The sequence below is a fragment of the Streptomyces sp. M2CJ-2 genome (genome assembly GCF_016757295.1).
GTDB lineage: Bacteria > Actinomycetota > Actinomycetes > Streptomycetales > Streptomycetaceae > Streptomyces.
This window is the reverse complement of record NZ_JAESIF010000001.1, coordinates 309,959-334,251: the sequence shown is the minus strand read 5'-3', so window position 1 is coordinate 334,251 and position 24,293 is coordinate 309,959. Positions and strand designations below refer to the sequence as shown.

Genomic DNA, 24,293 nt, shown 5'->3' with positions numbered 1-24,293 from the left:
CCGGGTCAGTCGAAGTAGTCCGGCTGCGTCTGCGCGTTGAGCTCGCGCAGCTGGATCCTCTTGGCCGGGTCCGTGCGTCGGTCGTCGATCCTCAGGACGTCGAGGCCCTTGGCGATGTCGTTCGAGTAGATGTGGCCGTTGTAGTAGTACGCCGACCAGGAGCCGCCGGTGACGACCCGGTCGGTGGCCAGCGGACCCCGCTCGAAGTAGGCGATCTCCTTCGGCTTCGAGGAGTTGGTGAAGTCCCAGACGGAGACGCCGCCCTGGTACCAGGCCTGGACCATGAGGTCCTTGCCCTTGACCGGGATCAGCGAGCCGTTGTGGGCCACGCAGTTCTCGGTGTCCGCCTGGTGACGGGGGATCTTGAAGTAGCTGCGGAAGACGAGCCGGCGTTCGTCGCCCTTGCCGACGATGTCGTAGACGCCGTCCGCGCCCCGGTCCGGTCCGACGGCCGCGTTGCAGGTGGCGGCGCCACCGCCGCCCAACTCATCGGTGAACACGACCTTGTCGGCCCGCTGATTGAAGGTCGCCGAGTGCCAGAAGGCGAAGTTGACGTTGTCCTGCACCCGGTCGATCACCTTGGGGCGCTCGGGGTTCTTGATGGAGAACAGGATGCCGTCGCCCATGCAGGCACCGGCGGCGAGGTCCTCGGACGGCAGCACGGTGATGTCGTGGCAGCCCGTGGTCTTGGAGACGCCCGGGTTGGTGGGCGCGCCCGGGTTTCCGCCGCCGTCCGGCCCTTCACCGGGGAACAGCACCGGGAATCCGACCACCGCCGCCTTGTGCGGGGCCTTGCGCGGCACCTTGATGACGGAGATGCCGTCGTGCGGCGGCTGGCAGTCGGGGTAGGCGGCGTTCGGCGAGTACGAGGAGACGTAGACGTAGACGTTCTTGCGCTCGGGCACCAGCGTGTGGGTGTGCGAGCCGCAGGCGGTCTCGACGGCCGCGACGTAGCGCGGGTTCCGCTTGTCGCTGATGTCGAAGACCTTCATGCCCTCCCACGAGGACTTCTCGGTCGCCGGTTGCGTGGTGCTGTTGCAACTGCTGTCGCTGCGCGAGGAGTCGGTGGAAAGGAACAGCAGGTCGCCGGAGACGGAGATGTCGTTCTGGGAGCCGGGGCACAGCACCTGGGCCACCGTCCTCGGTGACTTCGGGTTGCTGATGTCGAAGATGCGGAAGCCGTCGTAGTTGCCCGCGAAGGCGTACCGGCCCTGGAACGCCAGGTCCGAGTTGAATCCGGTCAGCGCGTCCTTGGGGATGTTGGCCACGTGCCGGATGTTGTCGGAGTGGACGACCTCGTCCTGGGCGGGTATCTCGCCGCTCTCGATGGCCTCGCGCGCCTCGGCCTGCGCGCTTCGGGACATCTCCTTCGGGGCGGTCGGCTCGTCCCCGGGGCCGGGGATCGCCGCGGCCGGTGCGGCGGTGAGCAGCGCGGCCAGCAGCCCCCCGGCCGCTGCGGCAACTCCCAGCCGTCTGCGCCGGGTTCGGGGATCTTTCAACAGGATCACTGTCTTTCCTCCCTCGTACCGTTCGGCTCGGAACGGGTGGTGCACCGGCAGTATCGTCCTGGCCATGCACATAACAACAGTGGGCGACACACTCGCAACGAAGTTTTCTGATCACTGCCACGCGGAAGCGTGCCAGGACGGTCGTCGGCACTCACGAGGTGTCCCGCAGCCCTCCCCCGGAAGGGAACTCCCAGCCACAGGAGGTCCCGTGCCCTTCCGCCGTGTGTCACGCGCGTCCGTCGTCGCGACCGGGCTGACCGCCCTGGCCGTACTCGGGCTCGCGGGCTGCGACTCCGCCACGGACGACGCCAGGTCGGCTGCGACCGACGGGCCTTCGGTGATCGCACCGGGCGAGCCCGGACAGCCGAACCGGACGTTGTCGGCCGCGGAGGCCGCGGAGCAGCGCGCCGAGGACGACTCCCCCAACTCCGCGGACGTCTCCTACACCCGCATGATGATCGAGCACCACTCCCAGGCCCTGGAGATGACCGAACTCGTCCCGGACCGCGCCGAGTCGCCGAAGATCGTCAAGCTGGCCGAGCGGATCACGGCCGCGCAGCAGCCGGAGATCAAGGCGATGGAGGGCTGGCTGACGACGCACAAGAAGACCAAGAAGGCCGACGAGCACGGCCACGACCATGCGGCGATGCCCGGGATGGCGACCCCGGCCCAGCTCAAGAACCTGCGCGCGGCCGAGGGGGAAGCCTTCGACCAGCTCTTCCTCACACTGATGATCACCCATCACGAGGGGGCGATCACCATGGCCACGGACGTGAAGGCACAGGGCAACAACATCCAGATCGAGGAGATGGCCGACGACGTGGTCGCCCAGCAGACGAGCGAGATCACGCGGATGCGCGACCTCCTGTGACACCCGCGTCGGGGCCGTTCGTCACCGGGTGTGACGCGGGGTCAGCAGGCCCGCGTCACGCGCCCGGCCGATGACCCGCAGCGCCCCGCGCCGGCTGTATCCGGTCGCGCACATCACGGCGAGCACCGGGTCGGCCCCCTCCTCCTGGGCCGCGCGGTACTCCCGCGCCACGAAACGCCTTCCCACGGGCCCCTGCGGCCCGACCACGCGGGCCCGCCGCTCCCCCGCACCGGACGGGACACCGGCGGCCGGTTCGTCCTCGACGCCGCAGGCCCGCGCGAGCGGCCCCTCGATCCAGTCGGCGAACAGCGCCAGGTCCTCCAGCGACAGCGCGGGCCGGGCCCGTACGTCCTCGACGCAGACGCTGTGCCCGGACACCATCGCGAGCGCCTCGATCCCGGCTCCGTCCCCGAAGGTCAGCCGCACGTCGAACCAGCGCGTCGTGTGCTCCCCTTCGCGCACCTCCCAGGCAGGCCGCACGGACACGGCACCGTCCGCCGGAGAACGATCGGAAAGATGAAGAAAAGGCTCCTCAAGCACGCTCGCAACGTAACCGCGTGAGCACTTTCCCTACGGACGAACACGCACCCCGGCCGGTGGACGGCACCCTGTCAGCGGAGCGGGCGCCCCTTCGGCCGTGCGGTCGAGGAGGCGGGGAGACGACGCCCTCGCCCCTCCACTGAAGAACGCGCTCACTGCCGCTGCAGATGGCTGGATAGCTGCCATACGAGGCGTTGACCAGAAAGCGCTTTCCCTCTACGTTCCGTTCAGCGACGTGAACCTCACGCACCCACGGCACCTCCGCACCCCGCGTCGCCGCCACCCCCACATCACGACAGAAGGAACCGGAACATGACTTCGGTGACAACACCGCGCACCCATGGGCGGGCGCTGGCCGGCGCACTGGCCACCCTCGGGCTCTCGGTTGGCATGCTTATGACAGCAGGCGCCTCCCCGGCCGGCGCCGCCACCTGGCCGACCCCCAACGGCAGCGAGGGGGTCTCCTCCACCATCGCGGTGTCCGGCACCAAGGACTACGGGATGAAGCGCCTCTACGGCACCGGCGCCCTGGGTTCCGGCAGCCAGGACGAGGACCAGGGCCCGATCCTGGAGCTGGCGGACGGCGCGGTCCTGAAGAACGTCGTCCTCGGCGCCCCGGCCGCCGACGGCGTCCACTGCAAGGGGTCCTGCACGCTGCAGAACGTGTGGTGGGAGGACGTCGGCGAGGACGCGGCGACCTTCAAGGGCAAGTCGTCGTCAGCGGTCTACACCGTCAGCGGCGGCGGGGCGAAGGAAGCCGGCGACAAGGTGTTCCAGTTCAACGGCGCCGGAACGCTGAACGTGTCGAACTTCGCGGTCAAGAACTTCGGCACCTTCGTGCGTTCCTGCGGCAACTGCTCCACGCAGTACAAGCGCACGATCAACCTCAACACGATCGAGGTGAACTGGAAGGGCGGCAGGATCGCCGGGATCAACACCAACTACGGCGACAGCGTGACCCTGCGCAACATCACGGTCATCGGGGACAGCAGCAAGAAGATCATCCCCTGCCAGAAGTACATCGGCAACAACACCGGCAAGGAGCCCAGCACCAACGGCTCGGACGCCGACGGCACGTACTGCAAGTACGGATCGTCCGACATCACCTACAAGTAGCCCTTCCCCGCACAACGGCCCCCCACGGTGAGGCGGCCGTACGGAGCGCCCCGCGCGGCGCTCCGTACGGCCGCCGTTTCGTGCCCCGCCCACCGGCCGCCCCGTCACCGCCTGCCGTCCGCGCTACCTCCGCCCGCCCACGCTCGCGCGGATCTCGCCGATGAGTTCACGCCGGTAGTCGGTGTACGCGGCCCGCAGCGCGTCACCGGGCCAGTCGGCGGGGAGGAGGGCCGGAGGCAGGACGGGGTCGGTGAGCAGGTGGCGTACGACGGCCGCGAAGGCGGCGAGCCGGTCGGCGGGGCGGTCGGCGCCGTCGATGTGTGCGAGGAGCGCGCGGGCCGTGCCCGCCCAGGCGTCCAGCGGCCACAGACTCCCGGCCAGGTCGGCGGCGGGCCTGTCGGGGCGGGCCGTGTAGTGCTGGGCCACCTGGTCGAGAGGCACGGACAGCGGGCGGTCCAGGTTGGCCGGCCGGAGCCACACGCCCTCGCGGAGTTCGGCGAGCCGGAGGGCGGCCAGCCGGGTGCGCAGCTCCGCCCGCTCGGCGGGACCACGGCCTGTCGCGGTGATCACCACCATCTCCCAGTCGCCGTCCCACGCGCGCGTGCTCGGCCGTACGGCCTCGTCCTGGCGGGTCTGACGGTCGAGCAACCGGTCACTGAGGCGGTAGCCGGCACCGGTTTCGGTGCGCACCAGATCACCGGCGGCCACCATCCGGCTGAGGGCGGCCCGCAGCGTGGAGCCGCCGACGCCGAAGCGCTCCACGAGCCGTCCCAGTTCCCGCGCCGGAAGCTGCGGCGGGTGCGTGCCGAGCAGCAGGCTCAGCACGACCGACCGCGCGGACAGGGGACGCAGTCGCAGGTCACCGGTTCGCTCCGGGTCGTTCATCCGCATGAATGCGTACTGTACGGCGCGCTTCTCGCCCTGCGGCGCCCCGCCGGACGACATGTGTTGCATCATTGCTGCAGCCGTAGGAATGATGCAACACTCGGCGTATGGCCACGACAACCGCGCACGAGCAGCACGGCGGACCCGCCGCCTCCCCCGAGGGACACACGGCACCGGAGGCACTCGCGGCGCCCCGCGGGTACGCCACGCACGACGTCCTGAACCAGCCCGCTCCCCTGGCCCCCTACGACGCCTCCGACGACACCGCCCTCCTGGAGGGGGTGCGGCGCGAGGGCGCCGGTTGGGCGGAGGAGGATCTGCGGCGGCTCGGCCGACTGGCCGGCAGCGCTCAGGTGCAGGAGTGGAGCGAGCAGGCCAACCGCCACGAGCCCGAACTGCGCACGCACGACCGGTACGGGAACCGGATCGACGAGGTCGAGTTCCATCCGAGCTGGCACCACCTGATGCGCACGGCCGTCGTCGAAGGGCTGGCCGGCGCGCCCTGGGCGGACGGCCGGCCCGGCGCCCATGTCGCGCGCACCGCCGGCGGACTCGTCTGGGGGCACACGGACGCGGGGCACGGCTGCCCGACCTCCATGACGTACGCGGCGGTGCCCGCCCTGCGCCGGCAGCCGGAGCTGGCTCGGGTGTACGAGCCGTTGCTGACCAGCCGGGAGTACGAGCCGGGCCTGCGGGTGCCGGGCGAGAAGCCCGGGCTGCTGGCCGGCATGGGGATGACGGAGAAGCAGGGCGGCTCCGACGTCCGGACCAACACCACGAGGGCGACGCCGACCGCTGAGCCCGGTGTGTACACGCTGCACGGACACAAGTGGTTCACGTCGGCGCCGATGTGCGACGTGTTCCTGGTGCTGGCGCAGGCCCCGGGGGGCCTGTCGTGCTTCCTGCTGCCGCGCGTGCTGCCCGACGGTACGCGCAACACGTTCCGCATCCAACGGCTGAAGGACAAGCTGGGCAACCGGTCCAACGCGTCCTCCGAGCCGGAGTTCGACGGGACCGTCGCCTGGCTGGTCGGCCCGGAGGGGCAGGGCGTGAAGACCATCATCGAGATGGTCAACTGCACCCGGCTGGACTGCGTGATGATGTCGGCGGCGCTGATGCGCAAGACGCTCGTCGAGGCAGGGCACCATGTGCGCCACCGCAGTGCCTTCGGGGCCCGGCTGATCGACCAGCCGCTGATGCGCAACGTGCTGGCCGATCTCGCCCTGGAGTCGGAGGCCGCGACAGCGCTGACCCTGCGACTCGCCGGGGCGGCCGACCGCGCGGTGCGTGGGGACGCGCAGGAGGCCGCGTTCCGCCGGATCGCGACCGCCGTCGGCAAGTACTGGGTCACCAAGCGGGGCCCGGCCTTCACCGCCGAGGCCCTGGAGTGCCTGGGCGGCAACGGCTACGTCGAGGAGTCGGGCATGCCCCGGCACTACCGTGAGGCCCCGCTGCTGTCGATCTGGGAGGGCTCGGGCAACGTCAACGCCCTCGATGTGCTGCGGGCGCTGGGCCGGGACACGGCCACGACGCAGGCCCTGTTCGCCGAACTCGCGCTCAGCCGCGGGGCGGACACCCGGCTGGACGCGGCCGTGAGCCGGCTCGAGGGCCGTCTGGCGGAGGGCTCGCAGGCGGGGGCCCGGCGGCTGGTGGAGCAGTTGGCCCTGGTCCTCCAGGGCTCCCTCCTCGTCCGGCACGCGCCGTCCGCGGTCGCCGACGCCTTCTGTGCGACGCGGCTCGGCGGTGACTGGGGGCACTCGTTCGGCACGCTGCCCGACGGGGCCGATCTGGGCTCGATCGTGGACCGCGCGCTTCCGGCCCCGTAGGCCGCCGCACCGGTCCGACCTGCGACGACACCTGATCCAAAAGTGACTGTCAGTGGTGGGGTGCAGACTGGCCGGTGTCTGGAACGGATGCGTCGACGAAGGCGTCGGCGACGTCGCGGAGGTGATCGGCATGACCGAGGTACTGCTCGCCGTGGGCACCCGCAAAGGCCTGTTCATCGGGCGCCGACGGGGTGGCGCCTGGGAGTTCGACGACAGCCCCTACTTCAACGCCCAGGCGGTGTACTCGATCGCCGTCGACACCCGGGGCCCGGTCCCCCGGCTGCTGGTCGGCGGGGACAGCGCGCACTGGGGTCCGTCCGTGTTCCACTCCGACGACCTGGGCCGCACCTGGACCGAACCGGCGCGGCCCGCCGTCAGGTTCCCCAAGGACACGGGGGCGTCGCTGGAGCGGGTCTGGCAGCTTCATCCGGCCGCGGCGGAGCCGGACGTGGTGTACGCGGGCACGGAACCGGCCGCGCTCTACCGCTCGGAGGACCGCGGGGAGACCTTCGATCTGGTCCGGCCGCTGTGGGAGCATCCGACCCGTTCCAAGTGGGTGCCGGGCGGTGGCGGCGAGGGTCTGCACACCGTGCTGACCGACGAGCGGGACCCGCGTGCGGTGACGGTGGCCGTGTCCACGGCGGGCGTGTTCCGCACCCGCGACGGCGGCGTCAGCTGGGACCCCTCCAACTCCGGGGTCTCCGCGGTGTTCCTGCCGGATCCGAACCCGGAGTTCGGGCAGTGCGTGCACAAGGTCGCCCGGGACGCGGTGACACCGGACCGGTTGTATCTGCAGAACCACTGGGGCGTGTACCGCAGCGACGACGCGGGCGCGCGGTGGACGGACATCGGTGAGGGTCTGCCGTCGACGTTCGGCTTCGCGGTGGTGGCGCATCCGCACCGAGGTGACACGGCGTACGTGTTCCCGATCAACGCCGACTCCGACCGGGTCCCGGCCGACCGGCGCTGCCGCGTCTTCCGCACCACGGACGCGGGCGGGAGCTGGGAGCCGCTCACCGCGGGCCTGCCGCAGGGCGACCATTACGGCACGGTGCTGCGCGACGCGATGTGCCACGACGGCGCCGACCCCGCGGGCGTGTACTTCGGCAACCGCAACGGTGAGGTGTACGCGTCGGCCGACGACGGCGACAGCTGGCAGCAGCTCGCGGCGCATCTACCGGACGTGTTGTGCGTGCGGGCCGCGGTTGTCTGAGGGACTGAGGGGACTGAGGGGACTGAGGGGACTGAGGGAGTTGAGGGCCGGAGAGATCCGAGGCCCCGCGGTGCGGACCGGTCGGATGCGCGCCGCGGGGCTCGGGTCGTCGGGGTGGCCCTCCTGGCGGGCCTGGGAATCCTCGTCAACGGCCCTGCTGGACCGCCGTGTTCGTCTCGTGGGCCGACGGCAGCCGCCAGTCGACGGGGGCGGCACCCTGCCGGACCAGGAAGTCGTTGGCCCGGCTGAACGGGCGTGAGCCGAAGAAGCCCCGGTCCGCCGACATCGGCGAGGGATGAGCCGACTCGATGGCGGGATAGTCCCCGAGCAGCGGACGCAGATTGCGCGCGTCCCGGCCCCACAGGATCGACACCAACGGGCCTCCCCGCGCGGCGAGGGCGCGGATCGCCTGCTCCGTGACTTCCTCCCAGCCCTTGCCCCGGTGAGCGGCCGGCTTGCGCGGGGCGGTGGTGAGCGCCCTGTTGAGCAGCAGGACCCCCTGCTCGGTCCACGGGGTCAGATCGCCGTTGGCGGGCCTGGGCAGGCCCAGGTCCGCGTTCAGTTCCCGGTAGATGTTCTCCAGGCTGCCCGGCAGCGACCGCACGTCCGGCGAGACCGCGAAACTCAGGCCGATCGCCATTCCCGGTGTGGGGTAAGGGTCCTGACCGACGATCAGGACGCGTACGTCGTCGAAGGGCTGCTGGAACGCCCGCAGCACGTTCGCTCCCGCCGGGAGGTACGTCCGGCCGGCCGCCACCTCGGCGCGCAGGAAGTCCCCCATGGCCGCGATGCGTCCGGCCACCGGTTCCAGGGCCTTCGCCCAGCCGGGCTCAACAAGTTCATGCAAGGGTCGTGGTGCCACGCCGGATCACTCTAGTGGCTCACACCGACACCCCGTACCAAGCGGTCCGGCCCCTGCGCCGGAAGGCGTCCGGACGCTAGTGTTCCTCCGCGTCATGGTCGTCGAGGAGGTGGGGAACGCGGTGTCTTCGTCCGCCGGGCCCGGATTCGTCGCCGTGGATTCCGGGGGCTCCGGACTGCGTGTCGTCGTCGGTGCCGCCGGGCGCGGTCCGCTCGCCCGGGGCGCTTCCGGTGAACCGGTGCGGACCGGTGCCCGGGGAATCGATCCGGGGCATCTCATGGAGCAACTCGTGCCCATGGCACGGGGGCTGGCCGCCGAGGCCGGGATCGGGCGGTTGGACACGGCGGCCGTCGGTGCGGCCGGGCTGGCCAGCCTCGGGGACGCGCTGCGCGCCGAGCTGCCGGGGGCGCTGGCCCGGGAACTGGGGGTACGGCGTGTGGCACTGGCCGCCGACGCCGTCACCGCCTACGTCGGCGCTCTGGGGTCCCGGCCGGGTGCCGTGGTCGCCGCCGGCACGGGTCTGATCGCCGTCGGCACCGATCTGACCGGGTGGCGCCGGGCGGACGGCTGGGGGCACCTGCTCGGCGACTGCGGCGGCGGCGCGTGGATCGGGCGGGCAGGGCTGGAGGCGGCGCTGCGCGCCCATGACGGACGGGACGGCGGCTCCGGCCGGCTGCTGGAGTGCGCCGAGGAGATGTTCGGCCCGGCGGCCGCGCTGCCCGGTCACCTGTATCCGCGCACCGACCGGGCGGCCGTCCTCGCCTCCTTCGCACCCCGGGTGGCGGAGTGCGCCGAGGACGACGCCGTCGCCGCGGACATCCTGCGGGCGGCCGCCCGGCACATGGCCGACTCGGCGGCGGCCGTCTGCCCAAAGACGGGTCCGGGCGTGGGTTCGGGTTCGGTCGAGCCTCTGGTGGCGCTCACCGGCGGCCTGTTCAACATGGGCGACCCGCTTCTCGTGCCCCTGGACGAGGAGTTGGCGAAACGGCTGCCGAGGGCTCGGCGGGTGGTGGCCAAGGGCAATCCGCTGCACGGGGCGGTGTGCATCGCCACCGACCTCGCGACCGGCTCGTTCACCCTTCCGGGTGACGAGAAGATGCTGTGCGTGACGAGTCCGGCAGGTGGAGGGGGCATCGACGTACCCAAGGCCGACACATAACACAACAGACATATCCGGATGGATGTCTCGCAGACGTACCCTCCCCGAACAGAGGAGCCCAGGAAACCACTAACATTCCGCTCCATGAGCACCCCCACTGGGCCCGCGTCCGGCCTGCCAGTACGAATGCCGCGCCCCCGCCAGCCCGGACGGCACCGCCGTCCCGAGCCTCTGGTGGCTCCCGAGGGCGCGCCCGCGCTCGTCCTCGCCGTGCCGGGTACTCCGAGCAGCGCCACCCGTTCCCTCACGGACGAGGTCGTGAGCATCGCCCGCTCCGAGCTCCCCGGCCTGGACGCTCGGATCGGTTACCTCGACGGAGACGACGAGGAGTTTCCCACGCTGCAGGCGGTACTCGCGCACGCCGCCGAGGAGCGCACCGCCCGCTTCGAGCAGGCTCGCGCCGCCGGCATGGACGTCAAGGAACCGGACGGCCCCGTCGCCGTCGTCGTGCCGCTGCTCGCCGGTCCGGACAGCGCGCTGCTGCGCCAGGTCCGTCAGGCGCTGATGGACAGCCGCGTCGCCGCCGAGCTGACCGATGTGCTCGGTCCGCACCCGCTGCTCGCGGAGGCTCTGCACGTGCGGCTGTCCGAGGCCGGTCTGGCCCGCGCCGACCGGGCCCGGCTGTTCACCGTGGCGACCGCGGCGGACGGCATCATCCTCGCCTCCGTGGGCGGTGACGAGGCCGTGCAGGCGGCCGGGATCACCGGCATGCTGCTCGCCGCGCGTCTCGCCGTGCCGGTGATGGCGGCGGCCCTGGACGAGGAGGGTTCGATCGCGTCGGTGGCCGAGCAGCTGCGCAACTCCGGTTCGCAGCAGCTGGCTCTCGCGCCGTACCTGATCGGTCCCGAGATCGACGCGAGCCTGGTCGAGGAGGCCGCGAAGGAGGTCGGCTGCGCCGCCTCCGAGGCACTGGGCCCCTACCCGGCGATCGGCAAGCTCGCCCTTGCCAAGTACACGTCCGCGCTGGGCATCGCCCCGCAGCAGGCGCAGAGCACTCCGGCGCACTGACCGGGGCGGCTCATCCGCTCGTACGACGCCGAACCGGCCCGCTCCGACCATCGGAGCGGGCCTTTCGGTTTGTGTCCGCCGGGATGGCGGCTCTCAGCCGACGACCACGCAGGAAGCCGCTGCCACCGGGATCGCACCGCCGCGCCGGGGCACGCCCGTGTCCGGGTCGACCGCGAACCAGGTCACGTCCCCGGAGCGCTCGTTCGCGACGTACAGGAAGCCGCGGGACTCGGTGAGCGCGCGGGGCCAGTGACCGCCGCAGGGCACGGTGGCGGCCAGCCGCAGCCCGGCCGCCCCCTCTGCGTTTCCCTCGACCGCGAGAACCGACAGCACGTCCTCGCCGCGGGTCGCGGTCCACACGAAGCGCCCGTCGGGCGAGACGGCGACGCCCGACGGGTAGGCGTCGCCCGTCGGGGCGCCGGGCAGGACCGGGATCTCGGTGAGCGGCCGGAGCGCGCCCTCGACGGCGTCCCAGCGGCAGACGACCAGGGTGGGGCTGAGCTCGTTGAGGACGTACGCGTGCGTGCCGTCCGGGTGGAAGGCCAGGTGCCGGGGGCCGGAGCCGGGGCGCAGCGCGACCTCCCGGTGCTGCGCGGGGGCGCCGTCGACCAGGGTGTACACCCGCACCGAGTCCGTGCCGAGGTCGACGCCGACCGCCCAGCGGCCGCTCGGGTCGGGCAGTACCTGGTGGGTGTGCGGCCCCTGCTGGCGCTGCGGGTGGGGGCCCGAGCCGGTGTGCCGGAACACCCCGGAGGCAGACCGCCCCAGGCCACCGTCGGCGCGGACGGGGACGGCGGTGACGCTGCCGGAGCCGTAGTCGGCGGTGAGGACGTGCCCGGCGAAGACGCAGAGGTGGGTCGGCCCGTTCGCGTGGACCGGCACCGGGGAACCGGCCGACTCCGGCACGTCCCCCGCCCCCGCTCCGGCACCGGACACCCGGTATGCGGCCACGGCCCCTTCGGCCGTCTCGCTGACCGCGTAGAGCGTCCTTGCGTCGGGCGAGAGCGCCAGGCAGGAGGGGTCGGGCAGATCGTTCAGGGTGCCCAGGACGGTCAGTGCGCCGTCGTCGGGGGCGACAGAGGCGGTGACGATGCCCGGGCCTCCCGCCGCCGTGAACGATCCGATGAACGCCCGCCGTCTGCCGTCCGTCACGCCTGATCCCCTCCGGTGCCTGGCCATCCGCAGCTGCTCCTGCCAATCTCCGCCGGTCTCCGACCGGTTTCGTCCCGACCGGAGCGACGCTAGCAGCCGACCCCTTCAGGTCTAGACCAAGATCCTCGGTTCGTCTGCTCAGGCGCCGCACGCCCGCTTCCGGCACTCGGAGCCGCTTGTGATCTTCGGCACTTCCGGCTCCGGCGTCTCCCGCCCCTCCCGGAGCGGCGACGGCGTCACCCTGCCGGACGGGATCTGGACGGCAACGCCCTTCGGCAGCAAGAACGCCCTGGTCACACGGGCGGCCTGTCATGGCCGCCTGGGTGTCGGCCCACCTGCCGAGCGGGGCGGGCGGCGTCGCACGGCCGCACCGGTCGTCGCCACCGGGCGCCGACGGCAGAAGATTCCTTCCGGAACGGTGATTGTTTCGCCACCGCCGTCCGTACTCCCTGGCGTTGGGCTGTTGATACACCAGGAGGCACGATGCGCATCTCGCGCAGCACGGCAGGAACCGCGTTCGTGGGCGGAGCCATGGTTCTCACCCTCTCCGCGCTCGCCTACCCCACCATGCTGGGCGTGCAGAACACCTCGAGCACCCAGGACCGGGTCGTCGCCAATACGCAGTACGGCCAACTGACCGAGGCCGACCGTGACTTCGTGGTCAAGGTGCGCGCCGCCGGACTGTGGGAGCACCCCCTGGGCCTGCTGGCGATGGAGCGGGGCACGACGCCGGAGATGAAGGAGGCGGGCGAGCACCTGGTCGTGGGACACGGACGGCTCGACGAGAGCTGCCGCAGGATCTCCCTCGAGCTGGGCATCACCCTGCCCAACCAGGCTTCGCCCCAGCAGGAGCAGTTCGTGGAGACCATCAAGGCCACCAACGACAAGGAGTTCGACACCACGGCCGTGAACATCATGCGGGTGACGCACGGCCAGATCTTCTCGGTGATCGCCAAGGTCCGGGCCAACACCAGGAACACCCTGGTGCGGCAGTTGGCGGACCAGGCCAACGACACCGTGCTCGACCACATCACGGTCCTGGAGAAGACCGGACTGGTCAATCACGAGCAGGTCAACTTCCAGCAGACCAGCCCGCCCAAGATGCCCCGGGAGCAGGTGACCCCGCCGGCCCCGCAGGCGGGCGCCCCGGTGCTGGTGCTCGAGATCCCCGAGGAGCTGAAGGACCTCAACACGGTCTCCCCGGCGCCGACCCCTGGCGCGACGGTGAAGTAGGCGCCCCGGGGCCCGGGGACGGACGTCAGGACCCGCGGCGGGGTTTGCCCCGGCGCAGGTTCTTCGGTGTGCCGCCGGTGCCCTTCCGCCGCCCGCGGCCGGCCGGCCCGCCCGCCGTCTGCTGCCGGCGGGCACCGCCCTTCTCGGCGGCCCGCCCGGGCTTCCCCTGCTTCTCCTGCTTCTCCTGCGCGGAAGGCTGGGGCCGGGTGCGGCCCCGGGTGCTGTTGACGGTTCGGCCGCGGACGATCCCGATGAAGTCCTCCACCGAGTCGGTGGTCGCGGCCTCGGGCCACGCCAGCGCCACGCTCGACTCGGGTGCGTCCCTGAGCGGCCGGTGGGTGAGGTCCTTGCGGTGGTGCAGCCGCGCCAGGGACAGCGGTACGACGAGCACGCCGATCCCGGCCGCGACGAGCTGGACGGCGTCGGCGGTGGTCGCGGGCCGTTCGAGGGCGGGCTTCCCGGGCAGGGTCTCCCACATGAGGACGTCGTCGAGGGGGTGCAGCACGATCTCGTCGGCCAGGTCCTCGGGGGCCACCTCGTCGACCGCCGTCACGAGGTGGTCCTTGGGAACCACGACGACCGTCTGCTCGGTGTAGAGGGGAATCGCGCTGAACACCGTCCGGTCGACGGGCAGCCGGACGAGGCCCGCGTCGGCGTCCCCGTTCAGCAGCAGGTCACCCGCCTCCGCGGCGGGCACCTGGGTGAGGGTCAGCGGAACACCGGGCAATCGCTCGTTCCAGACGCGCACCCACTTGCCGGGCATCACCCCGGGTGCGTACACGAGCCGGAACGACGGGGACACATCCGAGCCTGTCACCCGGCCAGGCTACCGGCCTCGTCCACCGATCGTGGTCAGCGGTCGCGCACACGGTCGATACCCTGGACACCATGACGTCGCACCAGAGCACCCAGACGATGAAGCCCGCGACCGCGGCGAAGAAGCTGGGTGTGTACCTCGAGGCCACCCCCGCCGAATTCCAGGAGGGTGTCGTCTCACGCGCCGAGCTGAACGCGCTCCAGGCGGACCCGCCCCAGTGGCTGCGGGACCTGCGGCGCAACGGCCCGCACCCCCGCCCGGTGGTCGCGGCCAGGCTGGGCATCTCCATCTCGGGTCTCGCCCGCGGCGGAATCACCGAGCCCCTCACCACGGAGCAGATCAAGGCTCTCCGGGAGGAGCGCCCCGAGTGGCTGGAGCGGGAGCAGGCCACGCAGGCCGAGGTCCGCAAGGAGGCGGAGCGCATCCAGCAGCGGAACGAGGAACGCGCGAAGCGCAACGGCTGACCGGCCGAGCCCCACCGCGCCTTTTCCTCACCACCGAACACCCTCGAACGACCTCGAACACCCCCGCACGGGCTTTCCCAGCGGGGGTGTTCTCGTACGCACGCGACCCCGCGTGACGCGATATCGACAGAACGCGGGCCCGCCCCACCCCTTCCGGCACATAGAAATATCTACGACCATGGCTGCACACCGGGTCGGCGCGCGGACGACCGTGCGGCCACCGGCCCGTGACCAGCACGCGCCCGCAGCGGCGCAGCCGACCGTGCGCGGGGTGGGACATGCAGAGCGCCAGATGGAAACAATCCGTCGAATGGCTGGCCGCGGCGGCCAGGGACCCCCGGCAGTGCAAACGGGAATGGGACCACGGCACGGGGACGGCGCTGCTCGCCGCAGGACGGTACTGGGACGTGCTGAGCGTTCCCGACCGGCTCGGACTGCTCGCCCTGGACCTCCTGTGGAGCGATCCGCTGAAGGTGCCCGGACCCACCCTGGTGGATGTCACGGCACGCAGAGTCGGGTTCTTCCTGCCGCCCGACCCGGCCGGCGAGTGGATCGGGTTCGGCGTGCGGCACGTCAGCCGTGGCTCCTGGGTTGCGGTGCCCCCGCCGTACCGTCCCACCGGCCGCCTGGAATGGCTCGTCCCCCCGGACGGCACCGGCACCCTGCACTGCCCCACCACCCTCGAACAGGCCCTGCGCACAGCCACCGGCACCCTCGCCGTCCTGACCCCCACCGGCCCGGAACCGGCGGAGCCGGGCGGCTGGTGAGTGCCTCGTCGAGGTGATCTCCTCTACGGGCGAAGCGGCCGCAGTACTCCCAGGCGCTGCAGTTCCACGATGTGCTCCGCCGCCCGCCGCGGTGCTGCGCCACCGGTGACCAGAACTCCCGCCTCCATGTTGCGATGTGCCGCGGACTCGGTCAGGTTCGCACTGCCCAGCAAGAGCGTCCGGCGGTCGGCGACCGCGAGTTTGGCGTGCTGTCGTGAGTGGGTCCGGGCGGGATCACGCGCCCAGTGCCAGAGGCGCAGGCCGGGAACCGACTCGAACGCGGCGGCGGGTTCTCGGCCCGAGAGCAGTCCCCTGGCACCGGCCAGCGTCTCGACCACCACGTGCGTCCGCACCCCCCGCTCCGCGGCCGCCACGAGAGCCCGGGTCAGTGCCGGATACGAACGGGCCGCGTATGTCATGGCCAGCAGTTCTTCACGGGCGTCATTGATGACCTCCACGAGCACCTGAGCTGTTGCCCTCACCGGTACAGCGGAAGTCGAAGGACCGCTCCACACGGTACGAACCTTCACCCTGTCCCGGGCCTGCGCCATCGCGGCGACATATCCGCGCACGTAGGCGGCTGCCTCCTCGAAGGTGACCGACTCCGCCTCCATCATGTCGTACAGCTCCGTGACGGCCGCGCCGACTCCGGGGGTCGCCAGTTCGATCAGTGATCGTTCCCTGCTGCGTCGTTGTGCCAGCAGACCGGCGAGATCCTTCGCACGGGACAGGCCGAGGGCGGCGACAGCGGCCCCGGCGGCGGCCTCGAACCCGCTTCGGCTCACGGCAGCAGGCAGACCGGTGTCAGTACCTGCTCCTTGTCACCCGACAGCGGGACGAGGAAGCGGCGGTCCAGGAACCGGTTGCCGCGCTCGCATGTGGTCTCGGAGACGAAGAGACAGACGTGGCAGGCCGCTCCGTGCAGGTAGTCACCCGGGTCGTGGGGCAGACGTTCGGAGCAGAGCGGATCGGCCGAGCAGTGACCGGCGTCGGCCAGGGCCCGGCGGACGATCCGGCCGAACTCCCGCTCCTCGGCGAGGGAGACCAGGCCGCCGAGGGTGCCCTCGGAGTCGGGGACGGCGGTGTAGATCAGAATTCCCGTGTTCGGGTCCTGTTCGTCGCCGGCGTAGATCCGCTCGGCCAGCGAGGCCGAGCTGTAACCGCATTCCAGGGCGATGGTGCGGATCAGCAGGTGGGAAAGAGTGTGCAGGGCGATGTAGCGAGCACCGGGCCAGCCGTGGAGCGGGTCGAATTCGCTGGTCTTGCGGTCCGACCTCCGGTTGGTGCGGAAGCGGCCGTAGGCTTCCCTGTGCGCCTCCATCTGCGGCGACTTCTCCATGCGGGCCGCCCACTCCGTCATGAGGTCGTCCCGCACCCGCAGGAAGATGCCCTCCCCGCGGACCTCGCTGGCCGGCACCCAGTTCTGCGTGCCCCGGGACAGGTCGACCCGGGTCGCGATCTCCGGTGATTCGGGATCAGGGGCGTCGAGCCGGGTGAAACCGATCAGGGCACGTGCCTCACGCAGCCGCTCGACCTGGCGGATGTCCGAGAAGAGTTCGGCCAGCGGGGCGGGAACGGACACGGGCCTGAGGGCGAAGTCGTCGCTGGGCGGGGGGACCGGGCCGGAGAGTGCCTCCCATTCGGGGCGGAAAAGACCGGCCTGGACGTCGGGGGCGGACGGGGCCGCTCCGTCGGTTCCCTGCTTACGGGCCATGACCGCCGCGAGGACGGCGTCCGCGTCGAACTCCTTGAGGAAGCCGAACTGCGGCAGCCGCGCCATGAAGGCGAGCTCGCTCCGGTCCTCGACCTTCTCCAGCTCCGGCCAGTGGTCGTCGAGCAGCTTGTCGATGTCACCGCCCTGCCCCTTGGGCAGCGCGAGCGCGCTGAGGGTGAGGGGGAACCACTGGTTGGAGGCGCCGGCGACCATCAGGACCGGAGCCTGGTCGCAGCCGTTCGTCTCATAGGTACCCAGGTGCGGATGGCGGCCGCGGCAGTGGGGCAGGTGACGCCGCCCGCGCTCCCCCATCGCCTCGCGGATGTTGCGCTTCGCGCCGCAGGCGACGCACTCGATGGTGACGTTGGCTGCCTGGTTGCCGCCGTGGTCCTTCATGCGCAGCTTGGGCCTCGGGATCTTGGCGCAGGGCTGCCCGTGGTGGACGTACGCGGTGTACGGGAACTCGTCGAGATGGCCGGCGGTGCAGACGAGGGTGAAGCGGGCCGCCACGGCGAGGGGCTTGCCCCGCTTGCAGTCGTGGACGAACTTGGCCTCGTGCGGGGTGCGCGGGTTGGCGTTGAGGAAGGTGAACTCGTCCGAGTCGATGGCGGCCAGGATGTTGCAGGCGGTGCAGCGCAGCCACTGCGGAAACGGGGCGACGGGCACTCCGACTCCCTGCGCCGCCCAGCCCCTCGGATCCGTGTCCCCGCCCTCCAGCCAGGGGGCCGCCCGCAGTTGCTCGACCTGTCCGCGTCCATAGCGCTGGAGCGAGCGGTTGACGGCGGCGCGCAGCCGAGGTTCGTCGATGTCGTAGTCGGTGATGCCGGAGTAGCTCCAGGCGTCGAGTCCCCGGACCAGGACGGAGAAGTTCGGCAGGTCGACGAGGGAGCCGACACCGGCGGTGAACATGAGGTGGCTGGGGCGGACGGCTCCGACCCTGCGGTTGCTCCTGGTGGTCATCGCTGTGCCTTCCTGGGCGTGCCCGCGGTGGTCGGTCCGTACTCGTCGCTGTCCACGGTGGCCGCGAGGTCGCGGTCGGTCTCGGTGTCGGCGGCCCCGAAGTTCCAGTCCGGGCCACCGCCCGAGGGATCCTCGAGGAAGGCTCCGCCGCCGGACAGAAGCAGATTGATCTCGTTCTCCGTCTCACGCATCGACATGCCGACGGTCAACTCGGTCCACCGGGACCCGTCCGCCCGTCGGAGCAGGCCGTTCACGACGGTGGTCTTGTGCTTCTCCTTGCGGTAGCCGAGGGCCGAGCTGTTCTCGTCCCGCTTGCGGCGCCACTCGTCCTTCAGCCGGTCCAGGCGTTCGCTGAGGTACTGACGGGGCAGCTCGCCCCCCACCCGTTCGGCACGCTCCAGCAGCCTGCGCTCGACGTCCCTGGCGAGGGGGCCGTCGAGATCCACGTGGTGCGCGTCCAGGTTGCGCGAGGTGTCGTAGGCCGCCTGACGGAGGGCTGCCACATAGGTGGCGGCGACACCCCGGTCCAGGGCGCGGCGGGTGAACGGGGTGACGGAGAGGGCCTCGACCTGACGGTAGAAGGTGGCGTGGTAGTGCTCGAAGTCCTCGTAGTGGGCGAGGTCCCGGGGGCGTGACCAGTTGTAGAGGGTCACGACGAGACCGGGGCGTGCGGCGTCCCGGCCGACACGCGAGGACGCCTGGATGTACTCGGCCGTGTTCTTGGGCTGTCCGACGACCAGCATCAGGCCGAACCGGGAGACGTCGACGCCCACTTGCAGCATGGAGGTGGCGAGGACGACGTCCACCGCCTGCCGGGCGATCGGTGTCATGGCGGCACGGGGTTCCCGTTTCTCCTTCATGGCGACCGCGTACTCCCGCAGGAAGGCGAGCCGCCGCTCCGAGGTGTCCCGCTCGGGGTCGAACTCGACCTCCAGGCGCTTGAGGGCGGCACCGATGTCGGAGGAGGAGATGCGTGAGGTCAGTTCCTGGATGCCGAGCATGCCGGTCCGGCTCACGATGCGGTCGGCCAGCGTGTCCTGCCCCCTGCGGCTGCCGTTGGAGCGCACCCGGGTCGTGATGTCGTCGTCCATGTACCGCCGCATGCCGGCGAGTTCACGGGTCGCGTTGAAGTAGCCGACCAGCGTCATGTACGGGTCCGCCGGCTTGCCGTAGTCGTCGAAGAGTTGCTGCCCGGCCAGGAGCAGGATCTCGGCGACCCTGATTTCGGCGGCCTTGAGGCGGGTGCCGTGCGCGCACACGCCGAGGTAGCGCCGGCCGGGGTTGGTGCGGCTCAGCTCGACCTGCCGGGAGAAGAACGTGTCCCCGACGTCCAGGACCTGCGGCGGGAAGACGGCCACCTTGCGCCCGAAGACGCCCCGTACCTGGTCGGCGGCGCGTTTGGTGGTCGCCGTCGAGGCGACGATCTTGGGCCCGGTCTCGTGGCGTTGCCCCTGGGCGTCGGTGACGCCCCAGGTGCACAGTTGGTCGACGGCGGACTCGAAGAGGCCGACGGTGGTGCCGAGGGCGCCGGAGATCAGGTGCAGCTCGTCCTGGATGATCAGATCCGGGGGCCGCAGACGCGTCACCGGCTGGGCGGTGACGCCGGGCAGTTCTCCCCTGGCGTTGTGGCGGCTCCCGCAGCCGGTCTTCGCGTCGAGGTCGTCGTGACGGTAGCCGTGGCGCGGGCACAGCTCCGTGACCCGACCGAACAGGAGGCCGGCGTACCCGTTCCAGGGGAGCTGGGCGAACTTGTCGACGGTGGCGATGAGCAGGGACGGGGCGAGCCGGTAGATCTCCTCGTCGACCGTGAGCACCGGGATGCCCTCGCCGGGCGATTCGCGCCGGGAGAAGGGGCAACGGTCCTCGCCCTCCCCGCGCGGGCAGTACAGCAGGACCCGGCGCCGGCCCTCGTCGTACTCCATGTGGGAGCGGGCCGTCAGTCCGCTTCCGCACCATGGGCAGGTGAGCACCTGAAGGACCCGGGCGTGCTTGTCACTCGCGTTCTCCCGGGCCTCGGCGATCTGCTCCTTGGCCTCGTCGAACCAGTTGGGCGAGACGGAGGTCCCCACCCACAGCCCGATGCGGAACGGGGTGGCACCCCAGCGGGCGTCCCGCGCGAACTCCTCGCGGCGCAGCACTTCGCAGGCGCTGACCAGGGCGGCGGCTCGCTGGAACTGCTGGGCGGTCAGCAGGCGCAGCGTGTAGCGCATGAGAACGCCGACGCCCGCCTCACCGCTGCGTGCTTCCGTGCCCGAGCCGATCGTGCCCTGCAGGCGCCGCAGCGCGAACGTGTACGCGGCGAGGCCCAGGTACGCCTCGGTCTTGCCGCCACCGGTCGGGAAGAACAGCAGGTCGACGAGGGCTTCACGGCCGGTGCCGCGGTGGGGGTGGCCGGGACGGCTGAGGGAGTCGAGGTTCAGCAGGACGAAGGCGAGCTGGAAGGGGCGCCAGCTCGCGGCCGCCTTGCCCTTCGCGTGGATCTCGTCGTACGCCTCCCGGTAGGAGGAACGGTCGTCCTCGCGGCCGGCGCGGGCCGCGGCGATCGCGGTGTTGCGACGCTGGAGCGCCATGGCCCGGTTGGCGAACCTGAAGGCGTCCAGGGCGGTGTCGTCGGCCACGAGCCGGTCGATGCCGAGGGTTATCCGGTCGCAGATGTCCAGTGCCTGGTCGAGGGCGGCGTCGGCCGATTCACGCAGGTCGTCGGGGAGCGAGCGGGCCTTGCGGCGCTGCTGGTCGAGCCAGGTGCCGTAGCCGTCGGCGAGCGGGGCGAGGGCGGCGCTGAGTTCGGTCCGGCGGGCGGGCACCGCGAGGGCCGCGAGTTCGTCCATGCCGAGTTCGAGCCCACGGAGCAGGTCCTGCTCCTGGAGGGTCGGGGCCGTGGTGGCCCGGACGTCGTACTCCGGCAGCCAGGTGGTGGTGAGGCGGTGCGCGTTGCGTTCGCCGTGCCGTACATGGGCGTGCACGGCGACGTTGCGGCCCTTGGCGTGGCTGAGGCTGTCCCGGTAGAGGAGCCGGAGTCTGCGCTCCTCGGCGTCTTCGGCGCCGTTGCCGCGGTTGGCGGGGTCGAGCGGGTCGTCGACCGGGAGGAAGACCGCGGCCTGGTCGTCCGGGAAGGCGGTGACGTCGATCTCCGTCTGGAAGAGCCAGCACGCGTCACGGGCCTCACGGCTGTCCTGCTGCCGGTTCACCAGGGCCAGTTCGACGACGCGGAGGTCCTCGGCCCCGGCCCGGCCGGCGTGCGGGCGCACCTGTACGTCGAGGACGACCGCTCCTCCTTCGAGCTCGACGGTCCGGTCGGCCGCGCCCGTCACGTCGATGTCCACCGCGTGCTCGACGGGCTCGCGCGACCAGATCCTGCGGGTCGTGCCGCGGTCGGTCGTCTCCTCCGACTGCGTGTAGCGCCCCCAGCGGACGGTGACGCTGAGCGTGCCGACGGAGGCGGGGGCCGTGAAGGACAGGCCCATGGAAGAGGCCCAGATGTGGCCGGCGGCCTGTGGGGTCAACCGGTCCTGGAGCCCGGTGTCGTCGCCCTCCTGCTCGTCGCCCGACTCCGCGTCCGCGCTCTGCGCGGCCACGAGTGCGATCCGGTCGGCGGTGACGGCCTGGGGCCGGGGGCCGAGCATGCCCACGAGATACCGGTCGCGCGGCCCGGAAGAGGCACTCGGCAGGGTCTCGGCCGCTCCGTCCCAGGGTCCCAGCAGATCTCGGCGGATGTAGGTCACGAGTCCGTCCCGCACCTCGTAGGAGTCCCCGGCACGGAACGTCTGGGGCACTTCTTCGAGCGGGTGCGGGACAGCGGCCTGGGCAGGCTGGGCCGGCATGCGGTGGGTCCTTTCGGACGGATCCGGTGGAGCACGAGCGGGATCGAACGTATGGCAGCACCTGAACAATAGACCGTTGACTCAGTTCACACAACGAGTATCCGACGCTCCGTCGCTGTGGCCGGTCGGAGTCTCTAGGCTGGTCGTGAACGCCGCCCGCCCGTCACCGAGGACCCCGATGCCCCGACTCGCTCTCTCCGACGACTTCGTCTCGGACCTCATCTCGCTGCAGCGACCGGTGCAGAAGGAGGTCAGCGACGCGATCCAGATGTTCCGGAGCATGACCGTCCCCCAACTCCACGCGAGCAAGGGCATGCACCTGGAGAAGCTGGAGCGGGCGCGTGACGCACGGATCCGCACCATACGCATCACCAAGTTCTACCGGGGTGTCCTCCTGGCTCCCGACGACGGCAGCGAGCTGTTCATGCTCCTGCGGGTCGCACCGCACGACGAGGCCATCAACTGGGCCTGCAAGCGCGCCTACTCGGTCAACAGCGCCACCCGCGGCGTGGAAGTGCGCAACGTCGAGGCCCTGGAGCAGATGGAGACGTACTTCGAGACGAAGACCGTCACCACACCTGCGCGGCTGTTCGATGCCCACTCCGACACATTGCTCCGTGACCTCGGCATCGACGACCAGGTGCTGCGCCTGGCGCGAGTCTGCGTCACCCCCGACGACCTGGCGGTCATGGCGCCGCCCATGATGCCCGCCGACCAGTACGAGGTACTGGAGTTCCTGGCGGAGGGCTACTCCACCGAGGATGTCTGGGAGCAGCTGATCGCTCCACGGGGCCAGACCGTGCGCGCGGCGGAGGACCGGCCGACGGTCACGCTCGCCGAGGCGATCCTCAACACGCCCGATCGCATCGTCGAGGTGACCGGCCCGGGTGAGTTGGAGCGCATCCTCACCGAGGATCTGACCCGCTGGCGCATCTTCCTCCACCCCGCCCAGCGCCGGTACGCGTACCACCCCGGTTTCAACGGGCCGGCCCAGGTCACCGGCGGTCCCGGCACCGGCAAGACGGTCGTCGCGCTGCACCGCGTCCGGCATCTGCTGCGCACCGGCCGGGACGGCGACCGCATCCTGCTGACCACTTTCACCAATGCCATGGCGGCCGCCCTGAGGGACAGTCTGGCGCTGCTCCTCGGCGACACCGACGCCCATCTGCTGGACCGCGTCGACGTCACGACCGTGGACTCGCTCGCCGCGCGGGTCATCCGGGAGGCGAGGGGCAGTTCCCCGAAACCCCTTTCGACCTCCGCGGAGAAGAGCGCCTGGACCCGTGCCCTCGCGCGCGAGGAACTGCCCTGGACGGAGCAGTTCCTGTCCCAGGAGTTCCGCAACGTCGTCCTGGCGCAAGGACTGCGCACGCCCGAGGAGTACCTGCGCTGTGTACGACGGGGACGCGGCACCCAGGTGGGGCGCGTGCAACGAGCCCGGCTGTGGCGGGTGATGGAGCGTTTCACGGCGGACCTCGCCTCGCGCGACTCGGCGACGTACACCCAGCTGTGCGACCAGGCGGCACACATCCTCGCCGGGGGCGCACCGCGCTACCGTCATGTCGTCGTGGACGAGGCGCAGGACCTGCATCCGGCCCAGTGGCGAGTGCTGCGTGCCTGCGTCGCCGCCCAGGCCGACGACATGTTCCTCGTCGGCGACCCTCACCAGCGCATCTACGACTCCCGCGTCTCGCTGCGCTCGTTGGGCATCAACGTCCGGGGCCGTACCTCCCGGCTCCGCCTCAACTACCGCAGCACGGAGGAGATCCTGCGCTGGTCCGCGTCCCTCCTCGACGGTCAGCCGGTGGGCCGGCTCGGCGAGGACGACGACGATGACGGCGGCCAGGACTCCCTGCGCGGTTACCGGTCCCAGTTGCACGGTCGCATCCCGGCAGCGCGCGGGTACGGCAGTCAGGACGAGGAACTGCGGGCGCTGGTCGAGCAGGTGCGCACCTGGATCGAGCAGGACGGGGTCAAGCCGTCCGAGGTGGCGGTGTGCGCCCGGTTCAACACGCTCGTCGACGCGGTCATCGCGCGGCTGCGGCGGGAGCGCATCCCGGCGGTGGCGGTCAAGGACAACCCCGGACCGGACGTGTCCGGGGTCCGCGTGGCCACCATGCACGCGATGAAGGGGCTGGAGTTCCGGTGCGTGGCCGTGGTGGGCGTGACGTCCAACGTGCTGCCGTTCGCCCCGCAGGTGACACCGGCCGAGGTCGACCCCGTCCAGCACCAGTCGGATCTGCTGGCCGAGCACTGCCTGCTGTTCGTGGCGTGCACCCGGGCCCGCGACGCGCTGGCGATCTCGTGGAGCGGTGATCGCAGCCGCATGCTGGACCCGGTGACCGGCTGAGACAGGTGGGGCCTCCTCGCCCCGGAC

General features: G+C 71.4%; 19 protein-coding genes. 10 read left to right on the top strand and 9 right to left on the bottom strand.

Translation table 11 applies throughout. From position 1 onward, the window contains the following. Positions 1-5: 5 nt before the first annotated feature. Positions 6-1,508 carry an LVIVD repeat-containing protein gene (locus JL475_RS01790; protein WP_202274606.1) on the bottom strand — a complete coding sequence of 501 codons (1,503 nt, stop codon included), beginning with the start codon at positions 1,506-1,508 and terminating at the stop codon, positions 6-8. 208 nt (positions 1,509-1,716) lie between these two features. Here JL475_RS01790 and JL475_RS01785 point away from each other — a divergent pair, with 208 nt between their 5' ends. Continuing rightward, on the top strand, positions 1,717-2,379 hold the full coding sequence (locus tag JL475_RS01785; protein WP_202274181.1) for a DUF305 domain-containing protein: 663 nt from the start codon (positions 1,717-1,719) through the stop codon (positions 2,377-2,379). 21 nt (positions 2,380-2,400) lie between these two features. Here JL475_RS01785 and JL475_RS01780 read toward each other — a convergent pair whose 3' ends face one another. Continuing rightward, positions 2,401-2,865, bottom strand: a complete 465-nt coding sequence (locus tag JL475_RS01780) for a DUF6214 family protein (protein WP_202274180.1) — start codon at positions 2,863-2,865, stop codon at positions 2,401-2,403. Positions 2,866-3,231: 366 nt separating this feature from the next. On the opposite strand from JL475_RS01780, the gene JL475_RS01775 reads away from it, so the two are divergent. Then, positions 3,232-4,035 carry a pectate lyase gene (locus tag JL475_RS01775; protein WP_202274178.1) on the top strand — a complete coding sequence of 268 codons (804 nt, stop codon included), beginning with the start codon at positions 3,232-3,234 and terminating at the stop codon, positions 4,033-4,035. 123 nt (positions 4,036-4,158) lie between these two features. On the opposite strand, the gene JL475_RS01770 is transcribed toward JL475_RS01775, so the two are convergent. Beyond that, entirely contained in the window at positions 4,159-4,926 is a 768-nt protein-coding gene (locus JL475_RS01770; RefSeq protein ID WP_202274177.1) for a PaaX family transcriptional regulator C-terminal domain-containing protein, read from the bottom strand. A gap of 101 nt (positions 4,927-5,027) precedes the next feature. Here JL475_RS01770 and JL475_RS01765 point away from each other — a divergent pair, with 101 nt between their 5' ends. Further along, the gene (locus JL475_RS01765) at positions 5,028-6,746 is read left to right on the top strand and encodes a DNA alkylation response protein (protein WP_237405876.1); all 1,719 of its coding nucleotides are present in this window, start codon (positions 5,028-5,030) and stop codon (positions 6,744-6,746) included. A 52-nt stretch (positions 6,747-6,798) separates the two neighbouring features. Then, positions 6,799-7,959, top strand: coding sequence for an exo-alpha-sialidase (locus JL475_RS01760; RefSeq protein WP_202274176.1), 1,161 nt, complete (start codon positions 6,799-6,801; stop codon positions 7,957-7,959). Positions 7,960-8,104: 145 nt separating this feature from the next. On the opposite strand, the gene JL475_RS01755 is transcribed toward JL475_RS01760, so the two are convergent. Then, positions 8,105-8,821 carry a uracil-DNA glycosylase gene (locus JL475_RS01755; protein WP_202274175.1) on the bottom strand — a complete coding sequence of 239 codons (717 nt, stop codon included), beginning with the start codon at positions 8,819-8,821 and terminating at the stop codon, positions 8,105-8,107. A 94-nt stretch (positions 8,822-8,915) separates the two neighbouring features. On the opposite strand from JL475_RS01755, the gene JL475_RS01750 reads away from it, so the two are divergent. Continuing rightward, positions 8,916-9,980, top strand: a complete 1,065-nt coding sequence (locus JL475_RS01750) for an N-acetylglucosamine kinase (RefSeq protein WP_202274174.1) — start codon at positions 8,916-8,918, stop codon at positions 9,978-9,980. A gap of 84 nt (positions 9,981-10,064) precedes the next feature. Beyond that, entirely contained in the window at positions 10,065-10,988 is a 924-nt protein-coding gene (locus JL475_RS01745) for a sirohydrochlorin chelatase (RefSeq protein WP_202274170.1), read from the top strand. Between the two features lie 93 nt (positions 10,989-11,081). Here JL475_RS01745 and JL475_RS01740 read toward each other — a convergent pair whose 3' ends face one another. Further along, positions 11,082-12,140 (bottom strand): lactonase family protein, encoded by a 1,059-nt coding sequence (locus tag JL475_RS01740; RefSeq protein ID WP_202274166.1) that lies wholly within the window; start codon positions 12,138-12,140, stop codon positions 11,082-11,084. Positions 12,141-12,623: 483 nt separating this feature from the next. On the opposite strand from JL475_RS01740, the gene JL475_RS01735 reads away from it, so the two are divergent. Next, positions 12,624-13,373 carry a DUF4142 domain-containing protein gene (locus tag JL475_RS01735; protein ID WP_202274163.1) on the top strand — a complete coding sequence of 250 codons (750 nt, stop codon included), beginning with the start codon at positions 12,624-12,626 and terminating at the stop codon, positions 13,371-13,373. Positions 13,374-13,398: 25 nt separating this feature from the next. On the opposite strand, the gene JL475_RS01730 is transcribed toward JL475_RS01735, so the two are convergent. Beyond that, positions 13,399-14,190: a LysR family transcriptional regulator substrate-binding protein gene (locus tag JL475_RS01730; protein ID WP_202274160.1), complete on the bottom strand. Its 792-nt coding sequence runs from the start codon at positions 14,188-14,190 to the stop codon at positions 13,399-13,401. Positions 14,191-14,261: 71 nt separating this feature from the next. Between JL475_RS01730 and JL475_RS01725 the strand changes: the two genes are divergently transcribed. Then, positions 14,262-14,654 carry a DUF5997 family protein gene (locus tag JL475_RS01725; RefSeq protein ID WP_202274157.1) on the top strand — a complete coding sequence of 131 codons (393 nt, stop codon included), beginning with the start codon at positions 14,262-14,264 and terminating at the stop codon, positions 14,652-14,654. A gap of 278 nt (positions 14,655-14,932) precedes the next feature. After that, on the top strand, positions 14,933-15,421 hold the full coding sequence (locus JL475_RS01720) for a hypothetical protein (protein WP_202274155.1): 489 nt from the start codon (positions 14,933-14,935) through the stop codon (positions 15,419-15,421). 23 nt (positions 15,422-15,444) lie between these two features. On the opposite strand, the gene drmC is transcribed toward JL475_RS01720, so the two are convergent. Genes drmC through drmA form a run of 3 tightly spaced genes read right to left on the bottom strand, consistent with a single transcriptional unit; the run spans position 15,445 to position 21,916 of the window. Next, positions 15,445-16,206 carry a DISARM system phospholipase D-like protein DrmC gene (gene drmC / locus JL475_RS01715; protein WP_202274153.1) on the bottom strand — a complete coding sequence of 254 codons (762 nt, stop codon included), beginning with the start codon at positions 16,204-16,206 and terminating at the stop codon, positions 15,445-15,447. After that, a complete protein-coding gene (gene drmB, locus JL475_RS01710) occupies positions 16,203-18,095 on the bottom strand; it encodes a DUF1998 domain-containing protein (RefSeq protein ID WP_202274150.1) in 1,893 nt (630 codons plus the stop codon). Before drmB ends, drmC begins: the two co-directional genes overlap by 4 nt. Then, a complete protein-coding gene (drmA, locus tag JL475_RS01705; RefSeq protein WP_237405873.1) occupies positions 18,092-21,916 on the bottom strand; it encodes a DISARM system helicase DrmA in 3,825 nt (1,274 codons plus the stop codon). The genes drmB and drmA overlap by 4 nt, the downstream gene beginning before the upstream one ends. Before the next feature lie 178 nt (positions 21,917-22,094). On the opposite strand from drmA, the gene JL475_RS01700 reads away from it, so the two are divergent. After that, positions 22,095-24,266: a DEAD/DEAH box helicase gene (locus JL475_RS01700; protein ID WP_202274148.1), complete on the top strand. Its 2,172-nt coding sequence runs from the start codon at positions 22,095-22,097 to the stop codon at positions 24,264-24,266. The last annotated feature ends 27 nt before the right edge of the window (positions 24,267-24,293 follow it).